Source organism: Pseudomonas sp. Snoq117.2 (genome assembly GCF_900110545.1).
Classification (GTDB): Bacteria; Pseudomonadota; Gammaproteobacteria; order Pseudomonadales; family Pseudomonadaceae; genus Chryseomonas; species Chryseomonas benzopyrenica.
Map to the genome: position 1 here is coordinate 642,744 of NZ_FOED01000001.1, position 24,032 is coordinate 666,775.

At 65.0% G+C, this 24,032-nt stretch carries 21 protein-coding genes; 12 read left to right on the forward strand and 9 right to left on the reverse strand.

Annotated elements, in window-relative coordinates; all coding sequences use genetic code 11:
• Positions 1 to 97: 97 nt before the first annotated feature.
• The 8 genes from BMZ43_RS03225 (at position 98) to xylB (ending at position 8,603) form a co-directional block, all read left to right on the forward strand.
• A complete protein-coding gene (locus BMZ43_RS03225) occupies positions 98 to 343 on the forward strand; it encodes a hypothetical protein (RefSeq protein ID WP_093249776.1) in 246 nt (81 codons plus the stop codon).
• Between the two features lie 143 nt (positions 344 to 486).
• Entirely contained in the window at positions 487 to 801 is a 315-nt protein-coding gene (locus tag BMZ43_RS03230; protein WP_064306661.1) for a hypothetical protein, read from the forward strand.
• Positions 802 to 1,017: 216 nt separating this feature from the next.
• Entirely contained in the window at positions 1,018 to 2,343 is a 1,326-nt protein-coding gene (locus tag BMZ43_RS03235) for an ABC transporter substrate-binding protein (RefSeq protein WP_093249780.1), read from the forward strand.
• Positions 2,344 to 2,465: 122 nt separating this feature from the next.
• Complete coding sequence (locus tag BMZ43_RS03240; RefSeq protein WP_093249784.1) at positions 2,466 to 3,398, forward strand: carbohydrate ABC transporter permease; 933 nt, start codon at positions 2,466 to 2,468, stop codon at positions 3,396 to 3,398.
• 10 nt (positions 3,399 to 3,408) lie between these two features.
• On the forward strand, positions 3,409 to 4,242 hold the full coding sequence (locus BMZ43_RS03245; RefSeq protein ID WP_064306664.1) for a carbohydrate ABC transporter permease: 834 nt from the start codon (positions 3,409 to 3,411) through the stop codon (positions 4,240 to 4,242).
• Between the two features lie 157 nt (positions 4,243 to 4,399).
• Positions 4,400 to 5,497 (forward strand): ABC transporter ATP-binding protein, encoded by a 1,098-nt coding sequence (locus BMZ43_RS03250; RefSeq protein ID WP_064306665.1) that lies wholly within the window; start codon positions 4,400 to 4,402, stop codon positions 5,495 to 5,497.
• Positions 5,498 to 5,561: 64 nt separating this feature from the next.
• Positions 5,562 to 7,037: a mannitol dehydrogenase family protein gene (locus BMZ43_RS03255; protein WP_064306666.1), complete on the forward strand. Its 1,476-nt coding sequence runs from the start codon at positions 5,562 to 5,564 to the stop codon at positions 7,035 to 7,037.
• A gap of 69 nt (positions 7,038 to 7,106) precedes the next feature.
• Positions 7,107 to 8,603: a xylulokinase gene (gene xylB, locus BMZ43_RS03260; protein ID WP_064306667.1), complete on the forward strand. Its 1,497-nt coding sequence runs from the start codon at positions 7,107 to 7,109 to the stop codon at positions 8,601 to 8,603.
• 144 nt (positions 8,604 to 8,747) lie between these two features.
• On the opposite strand, the gene ybaK is transcribed toward xylB, so the two are convergent.
• Positions 8,748 to 9,218 (reverse strand): Cys-tRNA(Pro) deacylase, encoded by a 471-nt coding sequence (gene ybaK, locus BMZ43_RS03265; RefSeq protein ID WP_064306668.1) that lies wholly within the window; start codon positions 9,216 to 9,218, stop codon positions 8,748 to 8,750.
• Entirely contained in the window at positions 9,215 to 10,279 is a 1,065-nt protein-coding gene (locus BMZ43_RS03270; RefSeq protein ID WP_093249787.1) for a diguanylate cyclase, read from the reverse strand. The genes ybaK and BMZ43_RS03270 overlap by 4 nt, the downstream gene beginning before the upstream one ends.
• 223 nt (positions 10,280 to 10,502) lie before the next feature.
• On the opposite strand from BMZ43_RS03270, the gene BMZ43_RS03275 reads away from it, so the two are divergent.
• Positions 10,503 to 10,940 (forward strand): HPF/RaiA family ribosome-associated protein, encoded by a 438-nt coding sequence (locus BMZ43_RS03275; protein WP_064306670.1) that lies wholly within the window; start codon positions 10,503 to 10,505, stop codon positions 10,938 to 10,940.
• Between the two features lie 82 nt (positions 10,941 to 11,022).
• Positions 11,023 to 12,081: an oxidoreductase gene (locus BMZ43_RS03280; protein WP_093249791.1), complete on the forward strand. Its 1,059-nt coding sequence runs from the start codon at positions 11,023 to 11,025 to the stop codon at positions 12,079 to 12,081.
• On the opposite strand, the gene BMZ43_RS03285 is transcribed toward BMZ43_RS03280, so the two are convergent.
• Positions 12,075 to 13,109, reverse strand: coding sequence for an acyltransferase family protein (locus tag BMZ43_RS03285; protein WP_064306672.1), 1,035 nt, complete (start codon positions 13,107 to 13,109; stop codon positions 12,075 to 12,077). The two genes, BMZ43_RS03280 and BMZ43_RS03285, sit on opposite strands and share 7 nt — an antisense overlap.
• 167 nt (positions 13,110 to 13,276) lie before the next feature.
• Positions 13,277 to 15,448 (reverse strand): bifunctional 23S rRNA (guanine(2069)-N(7))-methyltransferase RlmK/23S rRNA (guanine(2445)-N(2))-methyltransferase RlmL, encoded by a 2,172-nt coding sequence (gene rlmKL / locus BMZ43_RS03290; RefSeq protein ID WP_064306673.1) that lies wholly within the window; start codon positions 15,446 to 15,448, stop codon positions 13,277 to 13,279.
• Between the two features lie 318 nt (positions 15,449 to 15,766).
• Here rlmKL and rmf point away from each other — a divergent pair, with 318 nt between their 5' ends.
• A complete protein-coding gene (rmf, locus tag BMZ43_RS03295; RefSeq protein WP_082900346.1) occupies positions 15,767 to 15,982 on the forward strand; it encodes a ribosome modulation factor in 216 nt (71 codons plus the stop codon).
• A 120-nt stretch (positions 15,983 to 16,102) separates the two neighbouring features.
• Here the strand turns inward: rmf and BMZ43_RS03300 are convergent, their stop codons facing one another.
• Positions 16,103 to 17,122: a quinone-dependent dihydroorotate dehydrogenase gene (locus BMZ43_RS03300; protein ID WP_064306674.1), complete on the reverse strand. Its 1,020-nt coding sequence runs from the start codon at positions 17,120 to 17,122 to the stop codon at positions 16,103 to 16,105.
• 185 nt (positions 17,123 to 17,307) lie between these two features.
• Here BMZ43_RS03300 and BMZ43_RS03305 point away from each other — a divergent pair, with 185 nt between their 5' ends.
• A complete protein-coding gene (locus BMZ43_RS03305; protein WP_064306675.1) occupies positions 17,308 to 18,183 on the forward strand; it encodes a hypothetical protein in 876 nt (291 codons plus the stop codon).
• A 7-nt stretch (positions 18,184 to 18,190) separates the two neighbouring features.
• Here the strand turns inward: BMZ43_RS03305 and BMZ43_RS03310 are convergent, their stop codons facing one another.
• The 4 genes from BMZ43_RS03310 to BMZ43_RS03325 form a co-directional block, all read right to left on the reverse strand.
• The gene (locus BMZ43_RS03310; RefSeq protein WP_026083593.1) at positions 18,191 to 18,760 is read right to left on the reverse strand and encodes a biliverdin-producing heme oxygenase; all 570 of its coding nucleotides are present in this window, start codon (positions 18,758 to 18,760) and stop codon (positions 18,191 to 18,193) included.
• A 27-nt stretch (positions 18,761 to 18,787) separates the two neighbouring features.
• Complete coding sequence (locus BMZ43_RS03315; RefSeq protein ID WP_093250961.1) at positions 18,788 to 21,199, reverse strand: response regulator; 2,412 nt, start codon at positions 21,197 to 21,199, stop codon at positions 18,788 to 18,790.
• A 102-nt stretch (positions 21,200 to 21,301) separates the two neighbouring features.
• Positions 21,302 to 21,763: a response regulator gene (locus tag BMZ43_RS03320; RefSeq protein ID WP_017638932.1), complete on the reverse strand. Its 462-nt coding sequence runs from the start codon at positions 21,761 to 21,763 to the stop codon at positions 21,302 to 21,304.
• An 8-nt stretch (positions 21,764 to 21,771) separates the two neighbouring features.
• The gene (locus tag BMZ43_RS03325; protein WP_068385239.1) at positions 21,772 to 24,021 is read right to left on the reverse strand and encodes an ATP-binding protein; all 2,250 of its coding nucleotides are present in this window, start codon (positions 24,019 to 24,021) and stop codon (positions 21,772 to 21,774) included.
• Positions 24,022 to 24,032 lie beyond the last annotated feature (11 nt).

The following is a 24,032-nucleotide window of genomic DNA, read 5'->3' on the forward strand; positions in this document are numbered from 1 at the left end:
CGGGATCACAGTTACGCAGTAACGTCAGACTAAGAAGGATCCAAATAGGCAGGGTAATGGTAGATTCGCGCTTCGGATCTACCAGGAGACCCAAGGAATGGGAATTCGTATTCTGGCCAGTGTCATTGCGACCTTTGCAGCCCTTCACGCCCAGGCTGCCACCCTTCCCGCCGTACCGCCGCTCAAGCTGGCAGATCTTACGCTCAAGGCTCCCGCCGCAAGTACCGAGGTTCTCCCTAGCAGAACCGACGCCCAGCCCCGTGACACTCGACAGCCTATCAATAGCGCCCGCTGGCTGAATGAACGTCAGACCTTTGTTCAAGAACAGCGCTGGGTATTCTAGGCCGTTCGATTGATGTCGACGGATGGCTTCCAATTCGTATGCTTTTTAATCCCGCCTAGGGAATGAATCGCCGTTTTCCAGGTCCGTCTGGTTCTATGGGCAGCTCACCCCGTCTGCCCTTTCGACCTGCATGCGGAGCCGTCATGAAACGCCTGTCCCTTCTCCTGTTCGCCGCGCTGTCGGCATGCAGTTCGGCGCCTACCTCTCCTCCGGCCGACCCCTCGCAATTCGGCGGCCGTACCCAGGAGCAACTCCGGCAGAGTTTCGGCTCGCCGCAGCGAGTCGCGCAGCTCGATCGCCTAGTGGTCTACGAATATCGCAACCTGCGCGCCCCGGGTAGCGCGACGCCGGTCTATTCCTTCCTCATCGAAAACGAACGGGTGATCGAATCTACCCCCGGAACCTTGCAGCTTTATCGCGAGGACGGCATCACCAAGGTCAAGGCGGAAAGCCTCTAGGCAGAGCGGACGCCCTTGCCGGGGGTTAACGCACGGCCTGGAAGGGATGTGCAAAAAAATACCGATTTTGGTGTCTTCCAGCATTTGTTTCCCAGGCGGCTACGGGCTGTAATCAGTCCGAGGCTTCCGCTGCCAAGGCCGCAATAGCCGGTCGCGTAGTGGGTTACAACAACAAGAAAAGCGTCTGCTGCATTGGCACGGGACGCGGAGTGCAAGATGAAAACCACACCAAAAGCGCTTTTATTGTCCGCTGTCACCCTCTCTGCAGGCCTGACCTTTTCACTGGCCCTTCAGGCCGCTGAAACGGTCACCATCGCTACCGTCAACAACAGTGACATGATCCGCATGCAGCGGCTGTCCAAGACCTTCGAAGAACAGCATCCCGACATCAAGCTCAACTGGGTGGTGCTCGAAGAAAACGTGCTGCGGCAGCGGCTGACCACCGACATCGCCACCCAGGGTGGTCAGTTCGACGTCCTCACCATCGGCATGTACGAGACCGGCCTCTGGGGCGCCCAGAACTGGCTGGAGCCGATGAAGGACCTGCCCGCCAACTACGACCTGGACGACCTCTTCCCGTCGGTTCGCGAAGGCCTGTCGGTCAAGGGCACCCTCTATGCGCTGCCCTTCTATGCCGAAAGCTCCATCACCTACTACCGCAAGGACCTGTTCCAGCAGGCTGGCCTGACCATGCCCGCCCAGCCCACCTGGACCCAGATCGCCGAGTTCGCCGGCAAGCTGCATCAGCCGGACAAGGACCAGTACGGTCTCTGCCTTAGGGGCAAGGCCGGCTGGGGCGAGAACATGGCCCTGGTCACCACCATGGCCAACGCCTTCGGCGCGCGCTGGTTCGATGAAAAGTGGCAACCGGAATTCACCGGTCCGGAATGGACCGCGGCGGCCAACTACTACGTCACCAACATGAAGAAGTACGGTCCGCCCGGCGCCTCCAGCAACGGCTTCAACGAAAACCTGGCGCTGTTCAACAGCGGCAAGTGCGCCATCTGGGTCGATGCCAGCGTCGCCGGCTCCTTCACCATGGACAAGAGCCAGAGCAAGGTCGCCGACAGCGTCGGCTTCGCCGGCTCGCCGCGCGAGGTCACCGACAAGGGCTCCTCCTGGCTGTACGCCTGGTCCTTGGGTATCCCGACCTCCTCCAAGCACAAGGATGCCGCCAAGACCTTCGTGACCTGGGCCACCTCCAAGGACTACGCCAAGCTGGTCGCGGATAAGGACGGCATCGCCAACGTGCCGCCGGGTACCCGCAAGTCCACTTACAGCCAGGCCTACATGAACGCGGCGCCCTTCGCCAAGGTCTCCCTGGACATGCTGCAGCACGCCGACCCGGCCCACCCTTCGGCCAAGCCGGTGCCCTATGTGGGCATCCAGTACGTGACCATTCCCGAGTTCCAGGCCATCGGCACCTCGGTGGGCAAGCTGTTCGCCGCGGCCCTTACCGGGCAGATGTCGGTCGAGCAGGCTCTGCAGGCGGCCCAGCAGTCCACCGCCCGGGAAATGAAGCGCGCCGGCTATCCCAAGTAGCGCTGGATACCGGGATCCGCCGCGCGCGGATCCCGGCCTAGCGGCTTTCCCTGCCTGATCCGCCACTGGCCTCGCGAGACGCCAGTGCCTCGTCACGGCCCACTGCCTTGCGGAGCATCGCCATGCAGACCTCCACCCTCAAGACGCCTGCCGTCGAAACTCCTGCCGCACCCGCCCGGCGTCAACGCCGTCGTGCCGGTCCCGGCTGGTTCCTGATCAGTCCTTCGGTGGCCTTGCTGCTGGTGTGGATGCTGGTGCCCCTGGGCATGACCATCTGGTTCTCGCTGATCCGCTACAACCTGCTGTATCCCGGCGAGCATGGCTTCGTCGGCCTGGAGAACTTCGAATACTTCGTCACCGATGCCGGCTTCTGGCCCGGCATGACCAATACCCTGCTGCTGGTGGGCAGCGTGCTGCTGATCAGCGTGGTCTTCGGCGTACTGATCTCGGCGCTGCTGGAAGCCAGCGAGTTCCTTGGCCGCGGCATCGTCCGCGTCCTGCTGATCTCGCCCTTCTTCATCATGCCCACGGTCAGTGCCCTGATCTGGAAGAACCTGATCTTCCATCCGGTCTCCGGCATTCTCGCCGCGGTCTGGAAGCTGTTCGGCGCCACCCCGGTGGACTGGCTGGCCACCCATCCGCTGCTGTCGATCATCCTGATCGTCTCCTGGCAGTGGCTGCCCTTCGCCATTCTCATCCTGATGACCGCCATGCAGTCGCTGGACCAGGAGCAGAAGGAAGCGGCTCGCCTGGACGGTGCCGGTCCGCTCGCCATCTTCTGGCACCTGACCCTGCCGCACCTGGCGCGCCCCATCGCCGTGGTGGTGATGATCGAGACGATCTTCCTGCTGTCGGTGTTCGCCGAGATCTACACCACCACCAGCGGCGGCCCGGGCTTCGCCTCCACCAACCTGGCCTACCTGATCTACAACCAGGCCCTGCTGCAGTTCGACGTCGGCCTGGCCTCCGCCGGCGGCCTGATCGCCGTGCTCATCGCCAACATCGCCGCCATCATCCTGGTGCGGATGCTTGGCAAGAACCTGACCCAACAGTGAGGACCCTGACATGCTGACGCTCAAGCAATCCCGGCGCCTGCAGAGCCTGCTGCTGGGCCTGCTCGCCTGGCTGGTGGCCCTGGTGCTGTTCTTCCCGATCTTCTGGATGGTGCTGACCAGCTTCAAGACCGAGATCGACGCCTTCGCCACGCCGCCGCAGTTCTTCTTCACGCCCACGCTGGAGAACTACCTGACCATCCAGGCGCGTAGCGACTACTTCCACTTCGCGCTGAACTCGGTGGTGATCTCCTTTGGTGCCACCCTGCTCAGCCTGCTGTTGGCGCTACCGGCGGCCTACTCGATGGCCTTCCACGAGACCAAGCACACCCAGCGCCTGCTCTTGTGGATGCTCTCCACCAAGATGCTGCCGGCGGTCGGAGTGCTGGTACCCATCTACCTGCTGGCCAAGCAATTCGAACTGCTCGATAGCCGGCTGCTGCTGATCGCCGTCTACACCCTGATCAACCTGCCGATCGTGGTCTGGATGGTCTACACCTACTTCAAGGACATTCCCAAGGACATCCTCGAGGCCGCGCGCCTGGATGGCGCCACCACCTACCAGGAAATCGTCCGGGTGCTGCTGCCGATCGCCAAGGGCGGCATCGCCTCGACCATGCTGCTGTCGCTGATCCTGTGCTGGAACGAGGCCTTCTGGTCGCTCAACCTGACGTCGTCCAATGCCGCCCCCCTGACCGCGCTGATCGCCTCCTACTCCAGTCCCCAGGGACTGTTCTGGGCCAAGCTGTCGGCCGTCTCGACGCTGGCCTGCGCGCCCATCCTGATCTTTGGCTGGATCAGCCAGAAACAACTGGTGCGCGGCCTGTCCTTCGGCGCCGTGAAATGAGCCGTCGCTGCGCTACTGCGCTTGCCGATCCGGCGTCGGAAGCTCGCTCGAAATGCTCATTTACCCGCGTAAACTGCGCTTTCTCGCGACCTTCCTCCTTGTCTCGCCTTCGCTCGCGACGCGCAGCGACGGCTCAAATAACAAGAGGATTCCTGTCATGGCCAATCTGAAAATCCGCAGCCTGCGCAAGGGCTTCGACTCGCTGGAAATCATCAAGGGCGTCGACCTGGACATCAACGACCGTGAGTTCGTGGTCTTCGTCGGTCCCTCGGGTTGCGGCAAGTCCACCCTGCTGCGCCTCATCGCCGGTCTGGAAGAGGTCAGCAGCGGCACCCTGGAACTGGACGGGCGCGACATCACCGAGGTCTCGCCAGCCAAACGTGACCTGGCCATGGTGTTCCAGACCTACGCCCTCTATCCGCACATGAGCGTGCGCAAGAATCTGTCCTTCGCCCTGGATCTGGCCAAGATCGACAAGCAGGAAGTGGAGCGCAAGGTCACCGATGCCGCCCGCATCCTCGAACTGACACCCCTGCTGGAGCGCAAGCCGCGCCAGCTCTCCGGCGGCCAGCGCCAGCGTGTGGCCATCGGCCGCGCCATCGTGCGCCAGCCAAAGATCTTCCTGTTCGACGAACCCCTGTCCAACCTAGATGCCGCCCTGCGCGTGCAGATGCGCCTGGAGCTGGCACGCCTGCACCAGGAACTGCAGGCCACCATGATCTACGTGACCCACGACCAGGTAGAGGCCATGACCCTCGCCACCAAGGTGGTGGTACTGAATGGCGGGCGGGTCGAGCAGGTCGGCTCGCCCCTGGAGCTCTATCACCATCCGGCCAACCTCTTCGTCGCCGGCTTCCTCGGCACGCCGAAGATGGCCTTTCTCAAGGGCAAGGTGCTGGCCACCGACGCCCAGGGCGTGGAAGTGGAGCTGGCCGCCGGTCCGCGCCTGCACCTGCCGCGGCGCGGTGACGGCCTGACGGTTGGCAGTCCGGTGACCCTGGGCATTCGCCCGGAACACCTGCGCCTGGCCGCCGACGGCCAGCTGCCGGTAATCAGCGATGTGGCCGAACGCCTGGGCAGCGACACCTATTGCCACATGGTCACCGAGGCCGAGGAGCCGCTGACCGTGCGCGTGCCGGGTGACTGCGCCGTGGCCTACGGCGAACGCCAGCGCCTGGCCCTGGACGCGGACTTCTGTCACCTGTTCGACGAACAGGGCCGCGCCGTGGCGCCGCTGCTGCGCCAGGCCGCCTGATCTCCCCTTCTCTCCTGGTCATGGCCGACCATGACCAGGAGCGCCTTCTGCCAGGATCCCTCTCATGAAACTCAATCGCCAGAATCTCGACCAGCTTCCCGCATACATCGCCAAGCCCTCCTACGCCGCCTGCCAGCTGCGTCAGGGCATCGTCCACATCGGCGTCGGCGGCTTCCACCGCGCCCACCAGGCCATCTACACCGAAGCCCTGCTCAACCAGGGCCGCGACCTGGACTGGAGCATCTGCGGCGTCGGCCTGCGCGCCGAGGACCGCGCCATGCGTGACGCCCTGGCCGGACAGGACTACCTCTATACCCAGGTGGTGCTGGCCGACGAGCCGGACACCGAGGTCCGCGTCGTCGGCGCCATCAGCGGCATGCTGCTGGCAGAGGAAGGCACCCAAACGCTGATCGACAAGCTGGCCCATCCCAGCACCCGCATCGTCTCCCTCACCATCACCGAGGGCGGCTACTGCATGGATGACAGCACTGGCGAATTCAACTTCAAACTGCCGCTGATCCAGCACGACCTGCAGCATCCCGGCGATCCGCGCAGCGTCTTCGGCTTCCTGCTGGCGGCCCTCGCCAAGCGCCGCGCCGAGGGCACCGGCCCCTTCACCGTGATGTCCTGCGACAACCTTCCGCACAATGGCCAGGTGACCCGCAAGGCCCTGCTGGCCTACGCCGGCCTGGTAGACGAAGAGCTGCACGGCTGGATCGCCGAGCACGTCAGCTTCCCTAACGCCATGGTCGATCGCATCACCCCCATGACCAGCACCGCCCATCGCGAGGCCCTGCTGGCCGAACACGGCGTCGAGGATGCTTGGCCGGTGGTCTGCGAGCCCTTCCTGCAGTGGGTGCTGGAAGACAAATTCGTCGCCGGCCGTCCGGCCTGGGAAGACGTCGGCGTGCAGTTCACCGATGACGTCACCCCCTACGAGGAGATGAAGATCAAGCTGCTCAACGGCAGCCACCTGGCCCTCACCTACCTGGGCTTCCTCAAGGGCTATCGCTTCGTCCACGAGACCATGGCCGATCCGTTGTTCGTACGCTACATCCGCACCTACATGGACGAGGACGTGACCCCGCAGCTGGCCCCGGTTCCCGGCATCGACCTCGACCAGTACAAGGACACCCTGATCGAGCGCTTCTCCAATCGCGCGATCGCCGACCAGCTGGAGCGGGTCTGCTCCGACGGTTCCTCGAAGTTTCCCAAGTTCACCGTGCCGACCATCAACCGGCTGATCGAAGACGACCAGGCCATGGATCGCGCCGCCTTGGTGGTGGCCGCCTGGGCGGTCTATCTGCGCGGCGTGGACGAGAGCGGGGCGACCTATCGCATCCCCGATCCGCGGGCCAACTACTGCGAGGAGCTGGTGCAGGATCAGAAGAACCTCACCGAGCGCCTGCTGGGCGCCGAGGAAATCTTCGGCAAGCACATCCCGAAATCCGCCGCCTTCGTTGCCGCCTTCGAGCGGCAGCTGTACAACTTGCGGACCCATGGGGTCAGCGCCACCTTGCAGACCCTGCTCGGCGACTAGCCTTGGCAAAACGCTGCCTAGGTAGCGTCGATGGTTCATACAAGCCCTAACAACAAGGAGCGGCCAGGCATGAAGTTTCTCGGGATCGACTGCGGTACCCAGGGCACCAAGGCGGTGATCCTGGATGTCGAGCGCGGCGTGGTACTGGGTGAAGGCAATGCGCCTCACCCCCTGACCGAGGGCGCCAATGGCCGTCGCGAGCAGAATCCGGCGGACTGGATCAGGGCACTGGTAGCGGCTACCCGCGCCGCCCTGGCCCAGGCCGGCAGCGATGGCCAGGACATCCTCGGTGTTGGCGTCTCGGGCCAGCAGCATGGTCTGGTGCTGCTCGACGACAGCGGCAAGGTGCTGCGTCCGGCCAAGCTCTGGTGCGACACCGAGTCCACCCCGGAAAACCAGCGTCTGCTGGAGCATCTCGGTGGCGCGGCAGGCTCCATCGAGCGCCTGGGTCTGGCCATCGCGCCGGGCTACACCGTCTCCAAGCTGCTCTGGACCAAGGAGCAGCATCCTGAGGTGTTCGACCGGATCGCCCAGGTACTGCTGCCCCACGATTACCTGAACTTCTGGCTGACCGGCCGGGCCGTGGCGGAATACGGCGATGCCTCGGGTACCGGCTATTTCAATGTGCGCACGCGCCAGTACGACCTGGAACTGCTGCGCCATATCGACCCCAGCGGTCGCCTGGAACGCGCCCTGCCGGCGCTGATCGAAGCCGACCAGCCGGTCGGGCGGCTGCGGCCGGAGGTCGCCAGCCAACTGGGCATCAATCCCCAGGCGCTGGTCTCCAGCGGCGGCGGCGACAACATGATGGGCGCCTTGGGCACCGGCAACAGCCGCGCTGGCCAGATCACCCTGAGCCTGGGTACCTCGGGCACCCTCTATGGCTATTCTGACGAACCCCGCATCAGCGAGCATCCCGCCGTGGCGGGTTTCTGCTCCTCCAACGGCGGCTGGCTACCGCTGATCTGCACCATGAACCTGACCAATGCCAGCGGCCAGATCCGCGAGCTGCTCGGTCTGGATCTCGCCGACTTCACCCGTCTGGTGGCGGAGTCGCCCATCGGCGCCGAAGGGGTGCTGATGCTGCCCTTCCTCAATGGCGAACGGGTACCGGCACTGCCGACGGCGACCGCCAGCCTGCACGGCCTAACCGCCACCAACCTGACGCGCGCCAACCTGTGCCGGGCGGTGGTCGAGGGGGTGAGCTTCGCCCTGAGATACGGCTTCGATCTGCTGCGCGACCTGGGCATGCCCGGCGACACCCTGAGACTCATCGGCGGCGGCGCCAGGAGCCCGGTGTGGCGCCAACTGATCGCCGATCTGATGAACACCCCGGTGGTCTGCCCGGTCCACGGCGAAGCCGCGGCCCTGGGCGGCGCCTTGCAGGCGGCCTGGTGCTGGAGTCGCGAACAGGATCGTCCGGAATCGCTCGACAGCCTCACAGAACGCTGCGTGCACCTGGATCCGGCCAGTCGCGCCGAACCGGATCCCGCGCGGGTCGCCGAATACGAGGCGGCCTACCAGCGCTATCGGCAGCAACTGCGGGAGAGCTACGGGGTAGCCTAGCGAGCGGAGGGGGTGGAAAACGCCAGGCGGTTTTCACCCCATGGAGACTCAGCCGTAGGTTGGGCTGAGCACCGCGAAGCCCAACAAAACATAGCCGTACCTTTACATCGTTGGGCTTCGCTGCGCTCAGCACCAACCTACGTCTCAGGCCTTGCCGATCGGCACGAAGGGCGCATCCAGCAGCCGGGCGAGGTCCGTCGGTGCCAGGGCCACTTCCAGTCCGCGGCGTCCCGCACTGACATGGATGCTCGGCAGCTCCGCGGCGGACTCGTCGACAAAGGTACGCAGCCGCTTCTTCTGCCCCAGCGGACTGATGCCACCCACCAGGTAGCCGGTGCTGCGCTGGGCTTGCTCGGGCTTGGCCATCTCCAGCTTCTTCACCCCGGCCGCCTGGGCCAGGGCCTTGAGATCCAGGGTGCCGGCGACCGGCACGATGGCCACCAGCAGTTCCTGCTTCTCGCTCGCCGCCAGCAGGGTCTTGAACACCGTCGCCGGCGCCAGACCGAGTTTCTCGGCGGCTTCCAGGCCGTAGGAGGCGGCCTTGGGATCATGGTGGTAGCTCAGCACCTCGTGGGGCACCTGGCTCTTCTTGAGCAACGCTATCGCCGGGGTCATGCCAGCACTCCTTGGGGATCGGCCACCTCCGCCCTTCCGCGCCCTTGGGCCTTGGCCCGGTAGAGCGCGAAGTCGGCCGCCTGCAGCCAGTGGGCGACGTCATCGTAGGTGCGGTCGAAGCCGGCGATGCCGCAGCTCAGGCCGACGCGCACGTTCTGCCGGTCGCCGGGGCCGCCCGCCTGCATCTCGTGCAAACGCTGCTGCAGCCGCCGGATCAGATCCAGGGCCCGCTCGGGCGAGGTGTCGGGTAAGAGGATACCGAATTCATCGCCGCCAAAACGACCGGCGAGGTCACTGGCGCGGATGGTGCGCGCCAGCAGACCGGAAAATTGGCGCAGCATCTCGTCACCGGCCTGGTGGCCGAAGCGATCGTTGATCAATTTGAAGTTGTCCAGGTCGATCATCAACAGGCTGGCCTCGGCGCCACTGCGCTTGCAGCGGGCGAACTCGCGCTGCAGCAGCTGATCCCAGTGCGTTCTGTTGTGCAGACCGGTCATGCCATCCTGCTTGCTGATCAGCTCCAGCTCCTGCTTGCGCCGCGACAGCTGCTGCGCCAGGCGAAAGCTCACCAGGCCCAGGGCCCACGGGTAGGCGACGATCATCGGCAGGCAGGCATAGATCTGCGCGGTGGAGGTCTGGATGGCGACCGGATGACGCAGCACGACCAGGCCGACCAGGATGCCCGCCAGCTGTGCGAGCAGCCCCCGGCGCCAGAACGCCAGGCCACCGGCGCCGAGCATGTTCATACCGGTCATGGCGAGCAAGGTCACGCTGGGCAGGAGATTGAAGCCCATGCTCGCTGCCCAGAAGCCGGCCGAGCCGCAGTCCAGCAGCAGATTGCCCAGTTCGGTGCGATAGGGGTCGCGAGCGCGCACCGCTCGCCAGTAGGCCAGCGGTGACCAGAGCAGCGCATTGGTCAGCAGCAGGATCCATAGCCCGATGGACACCGGCTGGGTGATCTGCACCGAGACGATGCAACTCAGGCTGAGCAGCAGACCGACCGCACGGGGTAGCCAGAGCCGCCGAGCGAAACCGCGGCCACGCGTGAGCACATCTGGCATTGGCGATCCCCACTGCGACGGACGATGGAAGGTCGCGCATTATCAGTGGATAAGGGCAAAACGCCAGCGACCCGCGACTTCAACGTCGCTTTCCGATCGTTGCGACGCGCCTAGACAGTGCCAGAAGGAAACATCGGGTGACACGCACACCGGACGAACAGCCTTGAACCTCGGCCTGACCGGCCTCATCCAATGGTCAGGCCCGTCAAAAAGAGGAAGCCGCATGCAAGTCCAAGTGAACAGTGATCACAACATCGAAAGCAGTGCCGGTTTGCAGAATTGGGTGGCGTCCGTGGTGGAAGACCGCCTGGATCGCTTCGACGAACTCCTGACCCGTGTCGAGGTGCACCTCAACGACGAGAACGCCGGCAAGTCGGGCGCCCAGGACAAGCGCTGCCAGATGGAGGCGCGCATCAAGGGCCATCAACCCCTCTCGGTCACCCACAAGGCCGAGTCTCTCGATCTGGCCGTGGATGGCGCGGCGGACAAGCTGTTGCGAGCCATCACCAACCTGTCCGGTAAGCTTGAGAAAAAGCGCCTTTCCGGTGGCGAACTCAATGACCCCCTGGCCCTGGAGGATTCCGCAGAGTTCCAGGATTCCTTGCGGCAGGACGAATTCCTTGAACGGGAGCAACTGGCTCACGATCATGAGTTGAAGTAAGGCAACCTCGCGCTTCAGCCTACAACCGGGGCCGCTCATCGAGCGGCCCCGGTCTTTTCCACCCCGGTAAAAAGGATGCTCCATGCCCTCCCCCTTTCGCGTCGCCCTGATCGGCTATGGCTTCGTCGGTCAGACCTTCCACGGCCCGCTGCTGCGTTCCATCCCCGGCCTCACCCTGGAACTGGTGGCCTCGCGGGACGCTAAGCGGGTGCACGCCGATCTGCCCGAGGTACGGGTGACTGCGGATTACCTGGCGGCCGTGCAGGATCCGGCCATCGACCTGGTGGTGATCGCCTCGCCCAACCAGACCCATGCGCCCCTCGCCAGCGCCGCCCTGGCCGCCGGCAAGCACGTGGTGGTCGATAAACCCTTTACCGTCACCCTCGCCGAAGCCCGACAACTGGCCGCCGAAGCCGAACAGGCCGGGCGGTTGCTGTCGGTGTTCCAGAATCGCCGTTGGGACAGTGATTTTCTCGGACTGCAGGCGGTACTCGCCAGCGGCGCCCTGGGCGAACTGACCAGTCTGGAATCGCGCATCGAACGCTTTCGCCCCGAGGTGCGCACGCGTTGGCGCGAAGCGGCGCTGCCCGGCAGTGGACTCTGGTTCGACCTCGGCCCCCATCTGCTGGATCAGGCGCTCTGCCTGTTCGGTCTGCCCGAGCGCCTGCAGGCGCAGCTGGTGCGGCAGCGTGCCGGCGCCCTCACCGACGACTGGTTCCAGGTGCAACTGGACTACGGCGCCCGCCAGGTGACCCTGAGAGCCGGGATGCTGGCCGCCGATGGCGTACCGCGCTTCCTGGCCCAGGGTACAGCGGGCAGCTGGATCAAGCAGGGCGCGGATCGCCAGGAAGACGCGCTCAAGGCCGGCGTGCGCCCCGGTGGTCCGGACTGGGGCCAGGATCCTGATTCTGGCTGGCTCATCACGGGCGATGGCGAACGCCAGGCGTTGCCGACGCCAGCGGGAGATCACCGCCGCTACTACCTTGCCCTGGTCGAGGCTCTTGCCGGGCGCGCCGCCAATCCCGTCCCTCCCGCCCAGGCCTGCGCCCTCATGGCCCTGCTGGAAGCGGCACAGCGTTCCTCGGCGGAAGGTCGGGCGCTAGTGCCCGAGCTCACGGCTGCCGAACGCGTTTCCTACTGACCCGCCACCCACTGCGGACGCCGTCCCGCCAGGCGTTCGCCCAACTGGCGCAGGGTGCGCGAGAGACGCCGCTCGATCCACTCGTAGCTGCCCCAGGCCAGCAGCAGGATCACCGGCAGGCAGACCGCCAGGGTCTGGTAGGGGCTCAGCCCCCACTGCTGGTGCAGCCAGTAGTCGCCCAGCCAGAGCACGATGACGTGCACCAGGTAGACCGAATAGGACCAGTCCCCCAGTGCCTTGCACAGGCGTGAGCCGGCGAACCAGGGTTCGAGGATCACGCAGGCGCCCACCAGGACCGCGCTGGGCACGCCCCAGGTCAGCAGCCGCCAGGGATGGTCCGCCGGAAAGGCCACCAGACAGACCAGTGCCGCCAGAGCAGCCGTCAGGGCCAGCGGCTTGGAGCCGCGCAGGGCGCCGCGCCGATAGAGCGCCGCCAGGCTCACGCCTAGCAGGAACTCGAAGATGATCGGATTGCGATAGAAACTGCTGACGAAGGACTCGCGGGCCAGCACCAGGCTGACGAGGATCACCAGCAGACTGACCACGCCGATGCGCCAGCGCTCGGCCACGCCAAAGGACAGGGCAAACAGCAGGTAGAACAGCATCTCGAAGTTGAGCGTCCAGCCCACCGGCAGGATCGGATAATGGCCGAAGCCCGCCGGGTTCTCGCTGGGAATGAAGAACAGCGAGAGTAGTAGTTCCCGTGCGGCGATCCCGTAGACCGGCATCACGTCGCTGGCCAGATAGAGGATCAGCGCCGTCACCGCGGTGTACAGCCAATAGGCCGGGACGATACGGGCGATGCGGTGCCAGAGGAAGGTGCTGCGCCTGAGCGATCGGCCGGCGGTGGACAGGTAGATCACGAAGCCGCTGAGTACGAAGAAGATATCGACCCCGACCTGTCCCCGGGTGGAGAGCAGATGGCCGCCGAGGCTGTCGGCGTGGAAATCGAAGAACACCTGCATGAAGTGATGAAAGACCACCAACCAGGCGGCCAAGGCCCTGAGAGCTTGCAGTGAAACCAGCATTGTAGAACCTGTCCCTCCTCGTCCCGCCGGGCACGACCCAGCGCCGCGCCGTCATTGTGGACGGCCTGGGCGGATCGGGTGTTCCCGGGAAAAGGCGGGATTGCGCCGGATCACAGGCTGAACGGATCGATGCTCGACCCGTTCAGCGGCAGTTCAGGCGGCTGACCTCATTGCAGACTGAAACGCCAGGCACGGTGGATCTTGGGATTGCGCGCGAAATCCGGATCCAGGGTGCTGGCGCTGATCTCTTCGACGCGATAACGCTCGGCGAGACCTGCATCCAACTCGAACTTGCGGAAGTTGTTGGAGAAGTACAGTACGCCGTTGCGGCTCAGATGGGCCATGGCCGAATCGATCAGGGCGACGTGATCGCGCTGGACGTCGAACACACCTTCCAGACGCTTGGAATTGGAGAAGGTCGGCGGATCGACGAAGATCAGATCGTATTCGCCGCGATCGTTCTCCAGCCAGTGCAAGACATCGCCCTGCTCCAGGCGGTGTCGCTCGGAAAAGCCGTTGAGCGCCAGGTTGCGCCGGGCCCAGTCCAGGTAGGTCCGCGAGAGATCGACGCTGGTGGTGCTGCGCGCTCCACCCACCGCGGCCTGCACCGTGGCGGCGCCGGTGTAGCAGAACAGGTTGAGGAAGCGCTTGCCCTGGGCTTCCTGACGCAGGCGTAGGCGCAGCGGGCGATGGTCGAGGAACAGACCGGTATCCAGGTAGTCGGTGAGATTCACCAGCAGTTTGGCGCCCGCCTCCTCCACCTGCAGGAATTCACCCTGGGCCGCCTGACGCTCGTACTGCTTGGTGCCGCTCTGCCGCTCGCGCCGCTTGACCACCACCCGCGCCGGATCGATGTTCAAGGCTTGGGGAATGGCGGCCAGGGCATCGAGCAATCGCGCCTGGGCCTTGTCCGGATCGATGGAACGGGGCGGTGCATATTCCTGCACGTGCACCCGGTCACCATAGAGATCCACGGCCACCGCGTACTCGGGCATGTCGGCGTCATAGAGGCGATAGCACTGCACGCCCTGGTTGCGCGCCCACTTGCCGAGCTGCTTGAGATTCTTCTGCAGGCGATTGGCGAACATCTGCCCGCCTTCGCTGAGCTTGGCCGGTTCCGCCGCCTGATCGATGGCCGAGCGCTCGCCGCTGCGGCTGCCGGTGACGAACTGGCGGGTCTCCACCTCGAACATCAGCAGCTTGCAGGGCAAGGCGCCGTTCCAGAAGGCGTATTGCTTGTGACTGCGGATCCCCATGCGCTTGCCCAGTTCGGGCGCACCGGTAAAGACCCCCGCGCGCCAGCCCAGGCAGGCCTGGCGCAACCGCTCGCCGAGATTCTGGTAGAGATACAGCAGACTGGCTTCATCGCCCAGGCGCTCGCCATAGGGCGGGTTGCAGATCACCAGACCGGTCTGGCCCTTGTCCGGCCGCGGCTCGAAGCTGGCCACCTCGCCCTGGTAGACCTTGATCCACTCGGACAGACCGGCGCGCTCGATGTTGTTGCGCGCCGGCTGGATCAGTCGGGGATCGGCTTCGTAGCCGCGGATCCAAGCCGGTGTCTTGGCCAGGCCAGCCGCCGCCCGCGCTTCGGCTTCCTGATGCAGCTGCTGCCAGAGCGCGGGCACATGGCCCAGCCAGGCGGAAAAGCCCCAGCGCTCGCGGCGCAGGTTGGGCGCGATGTCCGCCGCCATCAGCCCGGCCTCGACCAGGAAGGTACCCACCCCGCACATGGGGTCGGCCAACGCCCCGCCCGCCGCGGCCAGGGCCGGCCAGCCGGCACGGATCAGCACCGCGGCCGCCAGGTTTTCCTTGAGCGGCGCCGCCCCCTGCTGCAGGCGATAGCCGCGCTGGTGCAGGCTCTGGCCGGAGAGATCCAGCGACAGGATGGCCTGACCCCGCTCCAGGTGCAGATGGACGCGCAGGTCCGGGGCGACCTTGTCGACCGTGGGTCGTTGCCCGGTGCGTTCGCGCAGGCGGTCGACGATGGCGTCCTTGACCTTGAGGGCGCCGAAATGGGTGTTGTCGATGCCCGCGCCCTGGCCGCTGAAGCCCACCGCCAGGGTGCCGTTGGGCGCCAGGTGCTCTTCCCACTCCACGCCATGCACACCCAGGTACAACCCCTGGGGGTCTTCCACCGGGAAGCGGGCCAGCACCAGCAGCACCCGGTTGGCCAGGCGCGACCAGAGGCAGAGGCGGTAGGCGTCCGCGAGACTCGCCTCGCCGCGCACCGCCGCGGTCTGGCTACGGGCTTCCTGCAGGCCGAGGCCCTGGGCCTCTTCCAGCAGCAGGGTCTCGAGCCCCTTGGGACAGGTGAGGATGAGTTGTTGCATCGCGGACATCGTTGAATCCATAGGTTAGCGAAAGGCGCTTCTCTGCCTTTGGTCGGATTGACCGGTAAGGACAGCGCCTCCCGTGAAAGTTTGACTGCGTCTCAACAAGCCGCAGTGACGGCATTCCAGCGGCGGTTTATCGCCATTTCATTTCGATTTGATTACGTCTTATAGCTAAAAGGTCGTTCCCAGCCAGGGTCTCATTGGTTAGTAATTGACCACCCGCAGCGCGAAGGTGCGGGGCGGATGTCAGGACGCCGGCTCTGGCATCCAGGCCTGCAACGGGCCATGGACAATCTGCAAGTCAACCTACGAGGGCACTACCCTATGAGAAGACTCAAGCGTGATCCAATGGAACGAGCTTTCCAGCGTGGTTATCAGCACGGCATTGTGGGCAAATCGCGGGACCTCTGCCCCTTCACCCAGGACGCCGTCCGGCAGGCCTGGCTCAATGGCTGGCGTGAGGGCCGTAGCGACCAATGGGACGGCTACGTAGGCACCGCTGGTCTTCAACGCGTGAATCAACTTCAAGCCGCAGGCTAATTCGATTTCACTAGCGGAAGCCTGAGGGCTTCCACCAGCGTTCTGGTTTTGTTCCAGTCAGATCCCTTCCCAGGATCAGGTACCCGGTCCCACGGGGGCTCCCAGCGAGCCCCCTATCCCTCAGCGGCGCGCTGCCGCGATCGCATCCACGGCTTCGCGGATCAACGTCGGTCCGCGATAGATGAAGCCGCTGTAGAGCTGCACCAGACTGGCCCCTGCGGCGATCTTTTCCGCCGCATCTTCCCCCGACAGGATCCCGCCCGCCGCAATGATCGGCAGCCGGCCACCCAGTTCGCCCGCCAAGACCCGTACCACATGGGTGCTCTTTTCCCGCACCGGAGCGCCTGACAGGCCACCAGCCTCGGCGGCATAGGGCAGATTCTCCACCCCTTCGCGCCCCAGGGTGGTGTTGGTGGCGATGATGGCGTCCATCCCGGCATCGCGGATCGCCTGGGCGGTCAGCACGATTTCCTCATCGGTCATGTCCGGGGCGATCTTGATGGCGATGGGCACCCGCCGGCCATGCTGGACCGCCAGGTCTTCCTGGCGCTGGCGCAGGGCTTCCAGCAGGCTCTTGAGCGCATCGCCGAATTGCAGGCTGCGCAGGCCAGGCGTGTTGGGCGAGCTCACATTCACCGTGATGTAGCTGGCATGGGCGTAGACCCGGTCCAGGCCGATCAGGTAGTCGTCCACCGCCCGCTCCACCGGGGTACTGGCGTTCTTGCCGATGTTGATCCCCAACACACCCTGGAAGCGCGCCGCCTTGACCCGCTCGATCAGGGCGTCGACACCCGCATTATTGAAACCCATGCGGTTGATGATGGCGTCGGCCTGTTCGAGACGGAACAACCGCGGCTTGGGATTGCCCGGCTGCGGCCGTGGCGTCACGGTGCCGATCTCGACGAAGCCGAAACCCAGGCCGGCGAAGCCATCGATGGCGGCGCCGTTCTTGTCGAGTCCGGCGGCCAGGCCCACCGGATTGGGAAACTCCAGACCCATGACTTGGACCGGCAGCCGACCCGGCCGCCGTCCGAGACCGGTCAGGCCCAGACGACCCGCGGCACCGATCAGATCCAGCGCCAGATCGTGCGATCCTTCGGGAGACATTTTGAAAAGCAGAGGACGGAGCGCGTCGTACATGGCGGACTCACAGGCAATTCGGAAAACGCGCATTATACAGGCTTGCCAGCGGCCATACGTCGCTCGCGCCGGACTCGAACGGTCACTCGCACAAAAGATCCTACCTTTCGGGAATCATTTGACGATAGCGCGGTCTTTGCCACGCTAGAATCGGCCGTGCAGTTCCTATCCGCCCCGGAGATCCCATGAGCAACAGTGCCAACCTCCTGGGCAGCCCCTGGTCTTCATTGGCCTTGCATCTGCATCCTTCCCTGGCCAGCCGCCGCATCCAGCGCTGCCTGGAGCGGCTGGCCGACGCCTTCGTCCCCTTGCCCGCGCCAACCGACAGCCTTTGGTGGGACGAAGGCCATCCATTGCATCTGCTCCTCGGCCTGCCACGCGCCGCCCTGTCCGGCCCGACCCAGGAGATCAAGAGCCGGGCCCATGCCCTACTGAGTCAACTGGTGGTGGCTGAAACCGTTCAGGTCGCCGCTCTCGACCTGCGCGCCATCGATGGACTCTGCCAGCGTCTAGGCGACAGCACACCCGCGACAGTGGTGCAGCTGGAGGAGCTGGCCGCCCTGCCCGCGGCGCGCGAGCAGGTGCGGATCATCGGCTATCGGGATTTTCAGGCGGCGCTCTATCGCACCCTGCCGAATCTGTCCGCGGAACAGACTCTGCGTCTGCGCCAGGCCAGCTGGCGGGGTACTCGGCTATTCCTGGAAAACAACCCAGCCACCACGCTCGCCTTTGCCAGCATCATCGCCTATGCCCGGATTCGCGGCATCGCTGTGGAGGTGCCGGCGCAGATCCAGCGTCTGCGCCTGGACCCGGCGGCCATCGACCGCCTGCAAGAGGCCTTTGCCCTCTACGCCCTGCCCAACGCGGTCTGGAATCACCCGGACTTCATCCAGGTGCTGCTGGGGCTGAAGCTCGACTATGCGCGCCTGCCGCTGCCCGCACCGGGCCAGGATCTGGAATGGCTGCTACTGCCCAACGAGGTGGCGAGCACCCGGGTCCTCGCCGAGATTCTCGAACGCCTGGGCGCGGCCGAGGTGATCGGCTACCTGCAGGCGCTCTAGCGATCGCTCAGCAGGCGATGACCGCAGGCGCGTGACGCTGCCCCGCCGCCAGGAAGACCTCGAAGGCCAGCCGCTGGCCGGCCAGCATCGCCGGGTGCAAACGCGCATCGCGGCCGGCCTCGTCCAGGCGCTGCAGAAATCCCGGCCAGGCGCCCTGGGGGGGTACGTGGCCCAGATAGGCCCGGGCATCGCGTACCGCCTCATCGGGACTCTCGCCGGCATGGCGATCCAGCAACCGCGATCCCAGCCGAGATCCCTCCAGCACATAGGCCACCCCCCAGCACTCACCCTCATCGAGCAGACGCTCGAGGGCGACGGGTTCGGGCGGGGCGGCGGCCAGTTGCTGCAGATCTTCCCCCAGCACTTCGGTACGGCGACGCTCGGCCCAATCGGGCAGCAGACGCTGGATGCCGGAGCGCTCCAGGAGCGCTTCGAGGCCGATCAGCGCCTGGGCATGGGCCTGCAGAAAGGCGGTGTAATGGGGCCGGGTCTGCAGTGCATAGCGGCCGAAGGTCGCATCGACCTGCTCGTGCAGGGCACCGCCCTCGGCGCGCAACATTTCACGGATGGTGGACACGCAAATACCTCATGGTGACGGCGGCCTTCAGAGGGGCGAAGGCTGGGGCTTCTCGCCGCGCAGGGCTGCCTGCAGCCGTGCTGCCAGGTCCGCTTCGCGAAAGGGCTTGGGTACGATGAATGATTGTTCCGGATCGAGCTCGCCCAGTTCGGCGTAGCCGGTGATGAAGACCACCGGCAACTGTGGCAGCCGCTTGCGCACCTGACGGGCCAGTTCGGCACCGTTCATGCCGGGCATGGCGAAGTCCGCCAGCAACAGATCGATCTGCGGATCACGCTCCAGCGCGCTCAACGCCGCGAAGCCGTTGCTGGCTTCCACCACCTGATAGCCGAGATCGGCCAACAGGGCGGCGGTCACGTTGCGTACCGCGTGATCGTCGTCGACCAGCAGAATGCGGCGTTCGGCGGCCTGTTCGTCACGATCCATGGCGGGCAGCCCGATCGGATCCAGGGCATCCTCCGCCTCGGTACGGGGCAGATAGACCAGCACCGTGGTACCGCTGCCCATCTGCGTCTCGATGCGCACACCGCCACCGGACTGCTTGGCGAAGCCGAACACCTGGGCCAGGCCCAGACCGGAGCCCTTGCCCACCTCCTTGGTGGTGAAGAAGGGTTCGAAGGCCTTGGCCAGCACCTCTTCGCTCATGCCGGTGCCGGAATCCTGCACCGCCAGCAGTACGTACTCACCGGGTTCGGGTTCTTCAGGACGTTGAGGCGGCTCGCTGATGGTCTGGTTGGAGGTGCTCAGGCGCAGGGTACCGCCGACCGCCATGGCATCCCGGGCATTGATCGCCAGGTTGAGGATGATGAGCTCGATCTGGGTCGGATCAACCAGCGCATGCCAGCAATCGGCGCGCAGATGGGTCTCGATCCAGACACTGCCACCCATGGTGCTGCGCAGCAGTTCGAGCATGCCCTCGACGGTTTCGTTGAGCTTGACCGGTTTGGGCGCCAGGCGCTGGCGGCGGGAGAAGGCCAGCAGCTGGGCGGTGAGCTTGGCGCCCCGCTCGCCCGCTTCGCGGATGTTCTGCACCCGCCCCTGGGTCTTGTCGCTGGCCGCCAGGCGCGTCAGGTCGCGCTCGAGGAAGCTGGCGCTGCTGAGCACCACGGTGAGCAGATTGTTGAAGTCGTGGGCCACGCCCGCGGTGAGCTGGCCCACGGCCTCCAGCCGCTGCATCTGCTGCAGGGTCGCCTCCACCCGCTCGCGCTCGTCGATCTGCTCGCGCAATTGGCGATTCGCCGCGGCCAGCTCTTCCATCGCCAGGACTTCCGAGGAGATGTCGCGACCCGAGCAATAGGTCATGCCCGCATCCGGTACCGCCGTCCAGGAAATCCAGCGATAGCTGCCGTCGCGGTGACGGATACGATTGACGAAGCGCTGGCTGGTCGCGCCATTGGCCAGCTGCTTGAGTTCGTTGTCGGTGATGAAGCGTTCGTCGGGACGCACCAGCGTCAGCAGCGAGGAATCGAGCAGCTCCACGCGGGACCAGCCGAGATTCTCTTCCCAGGCCGGATTGAGCGCCACCAGGGTGCCATCCGGCTTGCACACCAGCAGCAGATCGCGGGTGAGATCCCAGGTCCGATCACGCTCGCGGGTACGTTCTTCGACGCGTTCGCCGAGACTGACGTTGAGCCGCTCGAGCTTTTCCGCGGCATCGCGCTGCTGGGTGATGTCGAGCATCACCCCCAGGAAGCGGGTGCAGACGCCGCTTTCGAAAAAGGGCTGGCCACGGGTCTCGACCCAGCGCTGGGCGCCGTTGTCCAGACGGATGCGGTACTCGCTGCGGTAGTCGTCGTCGCGCTCGTCGGCACCCGCCTGGCGGACCGTGTCGAGAAAGCGTTCGAGGCCGTCGCTGCCGCACAGCCGTGCGAACACCTCGAGATCGACCACCGCATCGGCTGGCAGGCCGAACATGGCCTTGCAGCGTTCGTCCCAGACCAGGGTACGGCTGGCGGGCAGGTATTCCCACATGCCCAGTCGCGAGGCGTCCATGGCCAGGCGCGATCTGACCTCGAGACTGTGCAGGGGTTCTTCGGCCCGACGCCGCTCGCGGCGCTCGTGCACCACCAGCAGCGCTCGCTCGACGGCCTTGGCCAAGAGCTCCATGCTCTGCTTGAGCACATAGTCGTTGGCCCCTAGGCGCATCATTTCCACGGCGTGCACTTCACCGAAGATGCCCGAGACGAAGATGAAGGGCGTTTCCGGAGCCAGCGCTCGCGCCACCCGCAAGGCCTCGGCACCCGAGAAGCCTGGCAGGATGATGTCGGAGAGGATGATGTCGTAGGTCTGCTGGCTCAAGGCCAGGGTGAGACCGGCACGCTCATAGACAATCTTGGATTGCAGCTCGAATCCATGTCTTTCCAGCTCGATCAGAATCAGCTCGGCATCGAGCTTGCTGTCTTCTACCAGCAGGATCTTGATCTGTTTCGAGAGAGGCATAAACGGGCGTCGGCCTTGAATCTGTTCGCTCAGGGGAACCGGTTCGCGCATGTCTGCCTGTCGCGGATAACTGGATACGGATGAACTGAGCTTGCTCACTCGCTAGCGGCCAGTCCGCCTGGTGACACGTCGCGATCCTGGGGGCGGCTCATTGAGCACAGCCCAGAATACGCCGAGATCGCTGATCGCGGCGACGAAATCACGAAACTCGACCGGTTTGACCACGTAAGCGTTCACGCCCAGTTCGTACGCCTTCTCGAGATCAGGTTCTTCGCGTGACGACGTCAGCATGACCACGGGGATGCTGCACAATTCGGGGGTACCGCGCACCAGTTCGAGCACCTCGAGGCCATCGACCTTGGGCAGCTTGAGATCCAGTAGCATCACCGCCGGATTACCAGGCTCCCGGTCAGCATGAGGCTCTCGCCGCAGCAGATAGTTCACCGCCTCGGCGCCGTCGCGGAGCACCACGACATCGTTGGCCAGCTGGCTGCGCTCCAGAGCTACCAGGGTGAGCTCCAGATCGTGCGGATTGTCTTCGACCAGCACAATGGGTTTGAGCATGAACAGAACTACCTTTTGTGTACCGGCGACGGTCGTTGTTTGGGAAGGGCGAAGTAGAAGGTAGCGCCCTCGCCGATGGCGCCCTCTGCCCAGACACGACCGTCATGGCGTTCGATGATGCGTCTGACGCTGGCCAGGCCGATGCCGACCCCTTCGAATTCGTCGGCGTGGTGCAGGCGCTGGAAGACGCCGAACAGCTTGCCCACATAATCCATGTTGAAGCCGACGCCGTTGTCCCGGACAAAGACGATGTCCTCGGAATCGCTCGGCAAGGTGCCGATCTCGATCACCGCGGGGTCTTCGTAGCGACTGTATTTGATGGCATTGGCCAGCAGATTGCGCAAGGCGAGATGGACAAAGGCGGCGTCGGCGATGACCACCGGCAGGGGGCCGATGTGCCACTCCACCTGACGCTCTTCATAGTCCGGCGCCATTTCTTCACGGATGGCTTCCACCAAGGCCGTGAGGTTGACGTCGGAATAGCGAATAGCGGCCCGGCCCATCTGCGAAAAACTCAGCAGATTGTCAACCAGGCTGCCGGCGAAGCGCGCCGAGGAGCCAATGTTCTCCAGGAAGCGCCGACCGCGATCCGACAACTTGCCGCCTTCGATGTCGCCCAGCAGCTCGGCATAGCCGGCGATATGGCGCAACGGCGCACGCAGGTCGTGGGAGACGCTGTAGGAGAAGGCCGCCAGCTCCTTGTTGCTGCGTTGCAGCTCTTCGGCCAGCTCGGCCATTTCTTCGGCCTTGCGCAGGACGATCCCGCGCACCGCGTTGCGCAGTTCGATGGCGCTTTCCAACTCCAGGGGGGACCAGGGCAGCGACAGACCACGTACCGTCTCCTGCCACAGCGCAAAGCTCTGTCGCGGCGACAGGCGCCCATCGCTGCCTTCCTGCTTGGTCGGGCGCCCCGCCCAGTTGACCACCTGGACCAGCTCGCTGCGGAACCAGATCAGGTAGTGGGAATGCAGTTCGGAAATGGGTACGGCGAGGACTCCGGCGGCATACCCGGCGAGCTCGGGCAGCTCGGCGATGTCCTTGGCCACGTTATCGGTGACGTAATGATCCTTGACGTTGACCGACAGCCATTCGACCAGGCTGTCCACCACCTCGCGCGGCGGCACCTGACCGATCAGCTCGGTACCGTCGGAGGAGATGATGGCGGCACCCTGGGCCCGGGCGAAATCCAGATAGACCTGCGGCAGTTCCAGCAGCCCCTGGCAGACACTGTCGCGGTCGGCCATGGCCGACAGCATCTGCACCATGGATTGGCGCAGGGCCAGACGGCGGTCGGATTCCGCGTGGGTCTCGGCCGCATCGATCTGCAGCGACAGCACCCGGCCAAACAGCTCGCAGGCGGTACGCGTCTGGAACGACACCCGCTGGGGCTGACGATCATGGCAGAGCACCAGCCCCCAGAGGCGGTCACCGACCACGATGGAGATGGACATGGATGCCAGGGTGCCCATGTTTCTCATGTACTGCAGATGCACCGGTGACACGCTGCGCAGCTGCGCGAAGCTGAGATCCAGCGGTTGCCCGGTCGATGGATTGATCGGCGGCTGCAGCGGCGAGGGCTGATAGCAGGCATTGCCGATCACCCGGATACGGTTGGCCAGGTACAGATGCCGGGCTTGGGCCGGAATGTCCGAGGCGGGGAATCTCAGCCCCAGGTAGGTGGGTACCCCCGGCGCGCACTCCTCGGCCAGGACCTGACCATGACCGTCGTCGTCGAAGCGATAGATCATGGTGTGATCGAAACCGGAGATACGCTTAGCTTCGCGCACGGCGAGCGTGGCGATGGCGTCGACGGTTTCCGCCTGATGCAGTTGCTCGATGAACACCCGCACCATGGGATAGAGGGTATTGAGGCCGAGTCGACTGTCCACCGGCGCCTCGAACTCGACGATCAGCACCCCGCCGAAGCGATGCATGAACAGGGCGAAGGTCTGCTGTCGCGATCCCAGGGTCACGTCACCCTGATAGATGGGATTCTGCTCTTCCTGGGTCAGGGCGCCAAGCATCGCGGGCAGATCTCGATCCGGCAGCAATTCGCCCAGGGTGCGTCCCAGCACCTCCTCCACGGCAATCCCGAGGTACTCGAGCACATTGGCGCTGGCCTGCACGATGCGCAGATCCGGCTCTTCCACGGCGAACAGGAAGCCATGTTCCTGGATACTGCCGGGAATGTGGATCGGCTCATTGGCACAATCGGCCAGAGCATCGGGCTGCGTCTTGGAGGGTGACTCGAGCGCCAAACCGGGAACCT

Excerpts from the sequence above, each read along its gene's own strand:
- rmf (WP_082900346.1), top strand. The coding sequence starts at position 15,767 with ATGAGAAGACTCAAGCGTGATCCAATGGAACGAGCTTTCCAGCGTGGT.
- BMZ43_RS03270 (WP_093249787.1), bottom strand. The coding sequence starts at position 10,279 with ATGCCAGATGTGCTCACGCGTGGCCGCGGTTTCGCTCGGCGGCTCTGG.
- ybaK (WP_064306668.1), bottom strand. The coding sequence starts at position 9,218 with ATGACCCCGGCGATAGCGTTGCTCAAGAAGAGCCAGGTGCCCCACGAG.
- BMZ43_RS03320 (WP_017638932.1), bottom strand. The coding sequence starts at position 21,763 with ATGCTCAAACCCATTGTGCTGGTCGAAGACAATCCGCACGATCTGGAG.
- BMZ43_RS03285 (WP_064306672.1), bottom strand. The coding sequence starts at position 13,109 with ATGCTGGTTTCACTGCAAGCTCTCAGGGCCTTGGCCGCCTGGTTGGTG.
- BMZ43_RS03245 (WP_064306664.1), top strand. The coding sequence starts at position 3,409 with ATGCTGACGCTCAAGCAATCCCGGCGCCTGCAGAGCCTGCTGCTGGGC.
- BMZ43_RS03305 (WP_064306675.1), top strand. The coding sequence starts at position 17,308 with ATGAGCAACAGTGCCAACCTCCTGGGCAGCCCCTGGTCTTCATTGGCC.
- BMZ43_RS03280 (WP_093249791.1), top strand. The coding sequence starts at position 11,023 with ATGCCCTCCCCCTTTCGCGTCGCCCTGATCGGCTATGGCTTCGTCGGT.
- BMZ43_RS03275 (WP_064306670.1), top strand. The coding sequence starts at position 10,503 with ATGCAAGTCCAAGTGAACAGTGATCACAACATCGAAAGCAGTGCCGGT.
- rlmKL (WP_064306673.1), bottom strand. The coding sequence starts at position 15,448 with ATGTCCGCGATGCAACAACTCATCCTCACCTGTCCCAAGGGGCTCGAG.
- BMZ43_RS03240 (WP_093249784.1), top strand. The coding sequence starts at position 2,466 with ATGCAGACCTCCACCCTCAAGACGCCTGCCGTCGAAACTCCTGCCGCA.
- BMZ43_RS03250 (WP_064306665.1), top strand. The coding sequence starts at position 4,400 with ATGGCCAATCTGAAAATCCGCAGCCTGCGCAAGGGCTTCGACTCGCTG.
- BMZ43_RS03225 (WP_093249776.1), top strand. The coding sequence starts at position 98 with ATGGGAATTCGTATTCTGGCCAGTGTCATTGCGACCTTTGCAGCCCTT.
- BMZ43_RS03235 (WP_093249780.1), top strand. The coding sequence starts at position 1,018 with ATGAAAACCACACCAAAAGCGCTTTTATTGTCCGCTGTCACCCTCTCT.
- BMZ43_RS03255 (WP_064306666.1), top strand. The coding sequence starts at position 5,562 with ATGAAACTCAATCGCCAGAATCTCGACCAGCTTCCCGCATACATCGCC.
- BMZ43_RS03315 (WP_093250961.1), bottom strand. The coding sequence starts at position 21,199 with ATGCCTCTCTCGAAACAGATCAAGATCCTGCTGGTAGAAGACAGCAAG.
- BMZ43_RS03230 (WP_064306661.1), top strand. The coding sequence starts at position 487 with ATGAAACGCCTGTCCCTTCTCCTGTTCGCCGCGCTGTCGGCATGCAGT.
- xylB (WP_064306667.1), top strand. The coding sequence starts at position 7,107 with ATGAAGTTTCTCGGGATCGACTGCGGTACCCAGGGCACCAAGGCGGTG.
- BMZ43_RS03300 (WP_064306674.1), bottom strand. The coding sequence starts at position 17,122 with ATGTACGACGCGCTCCGTCCTCTGCTTTTCAAAATGTCTCCCGAAGGA.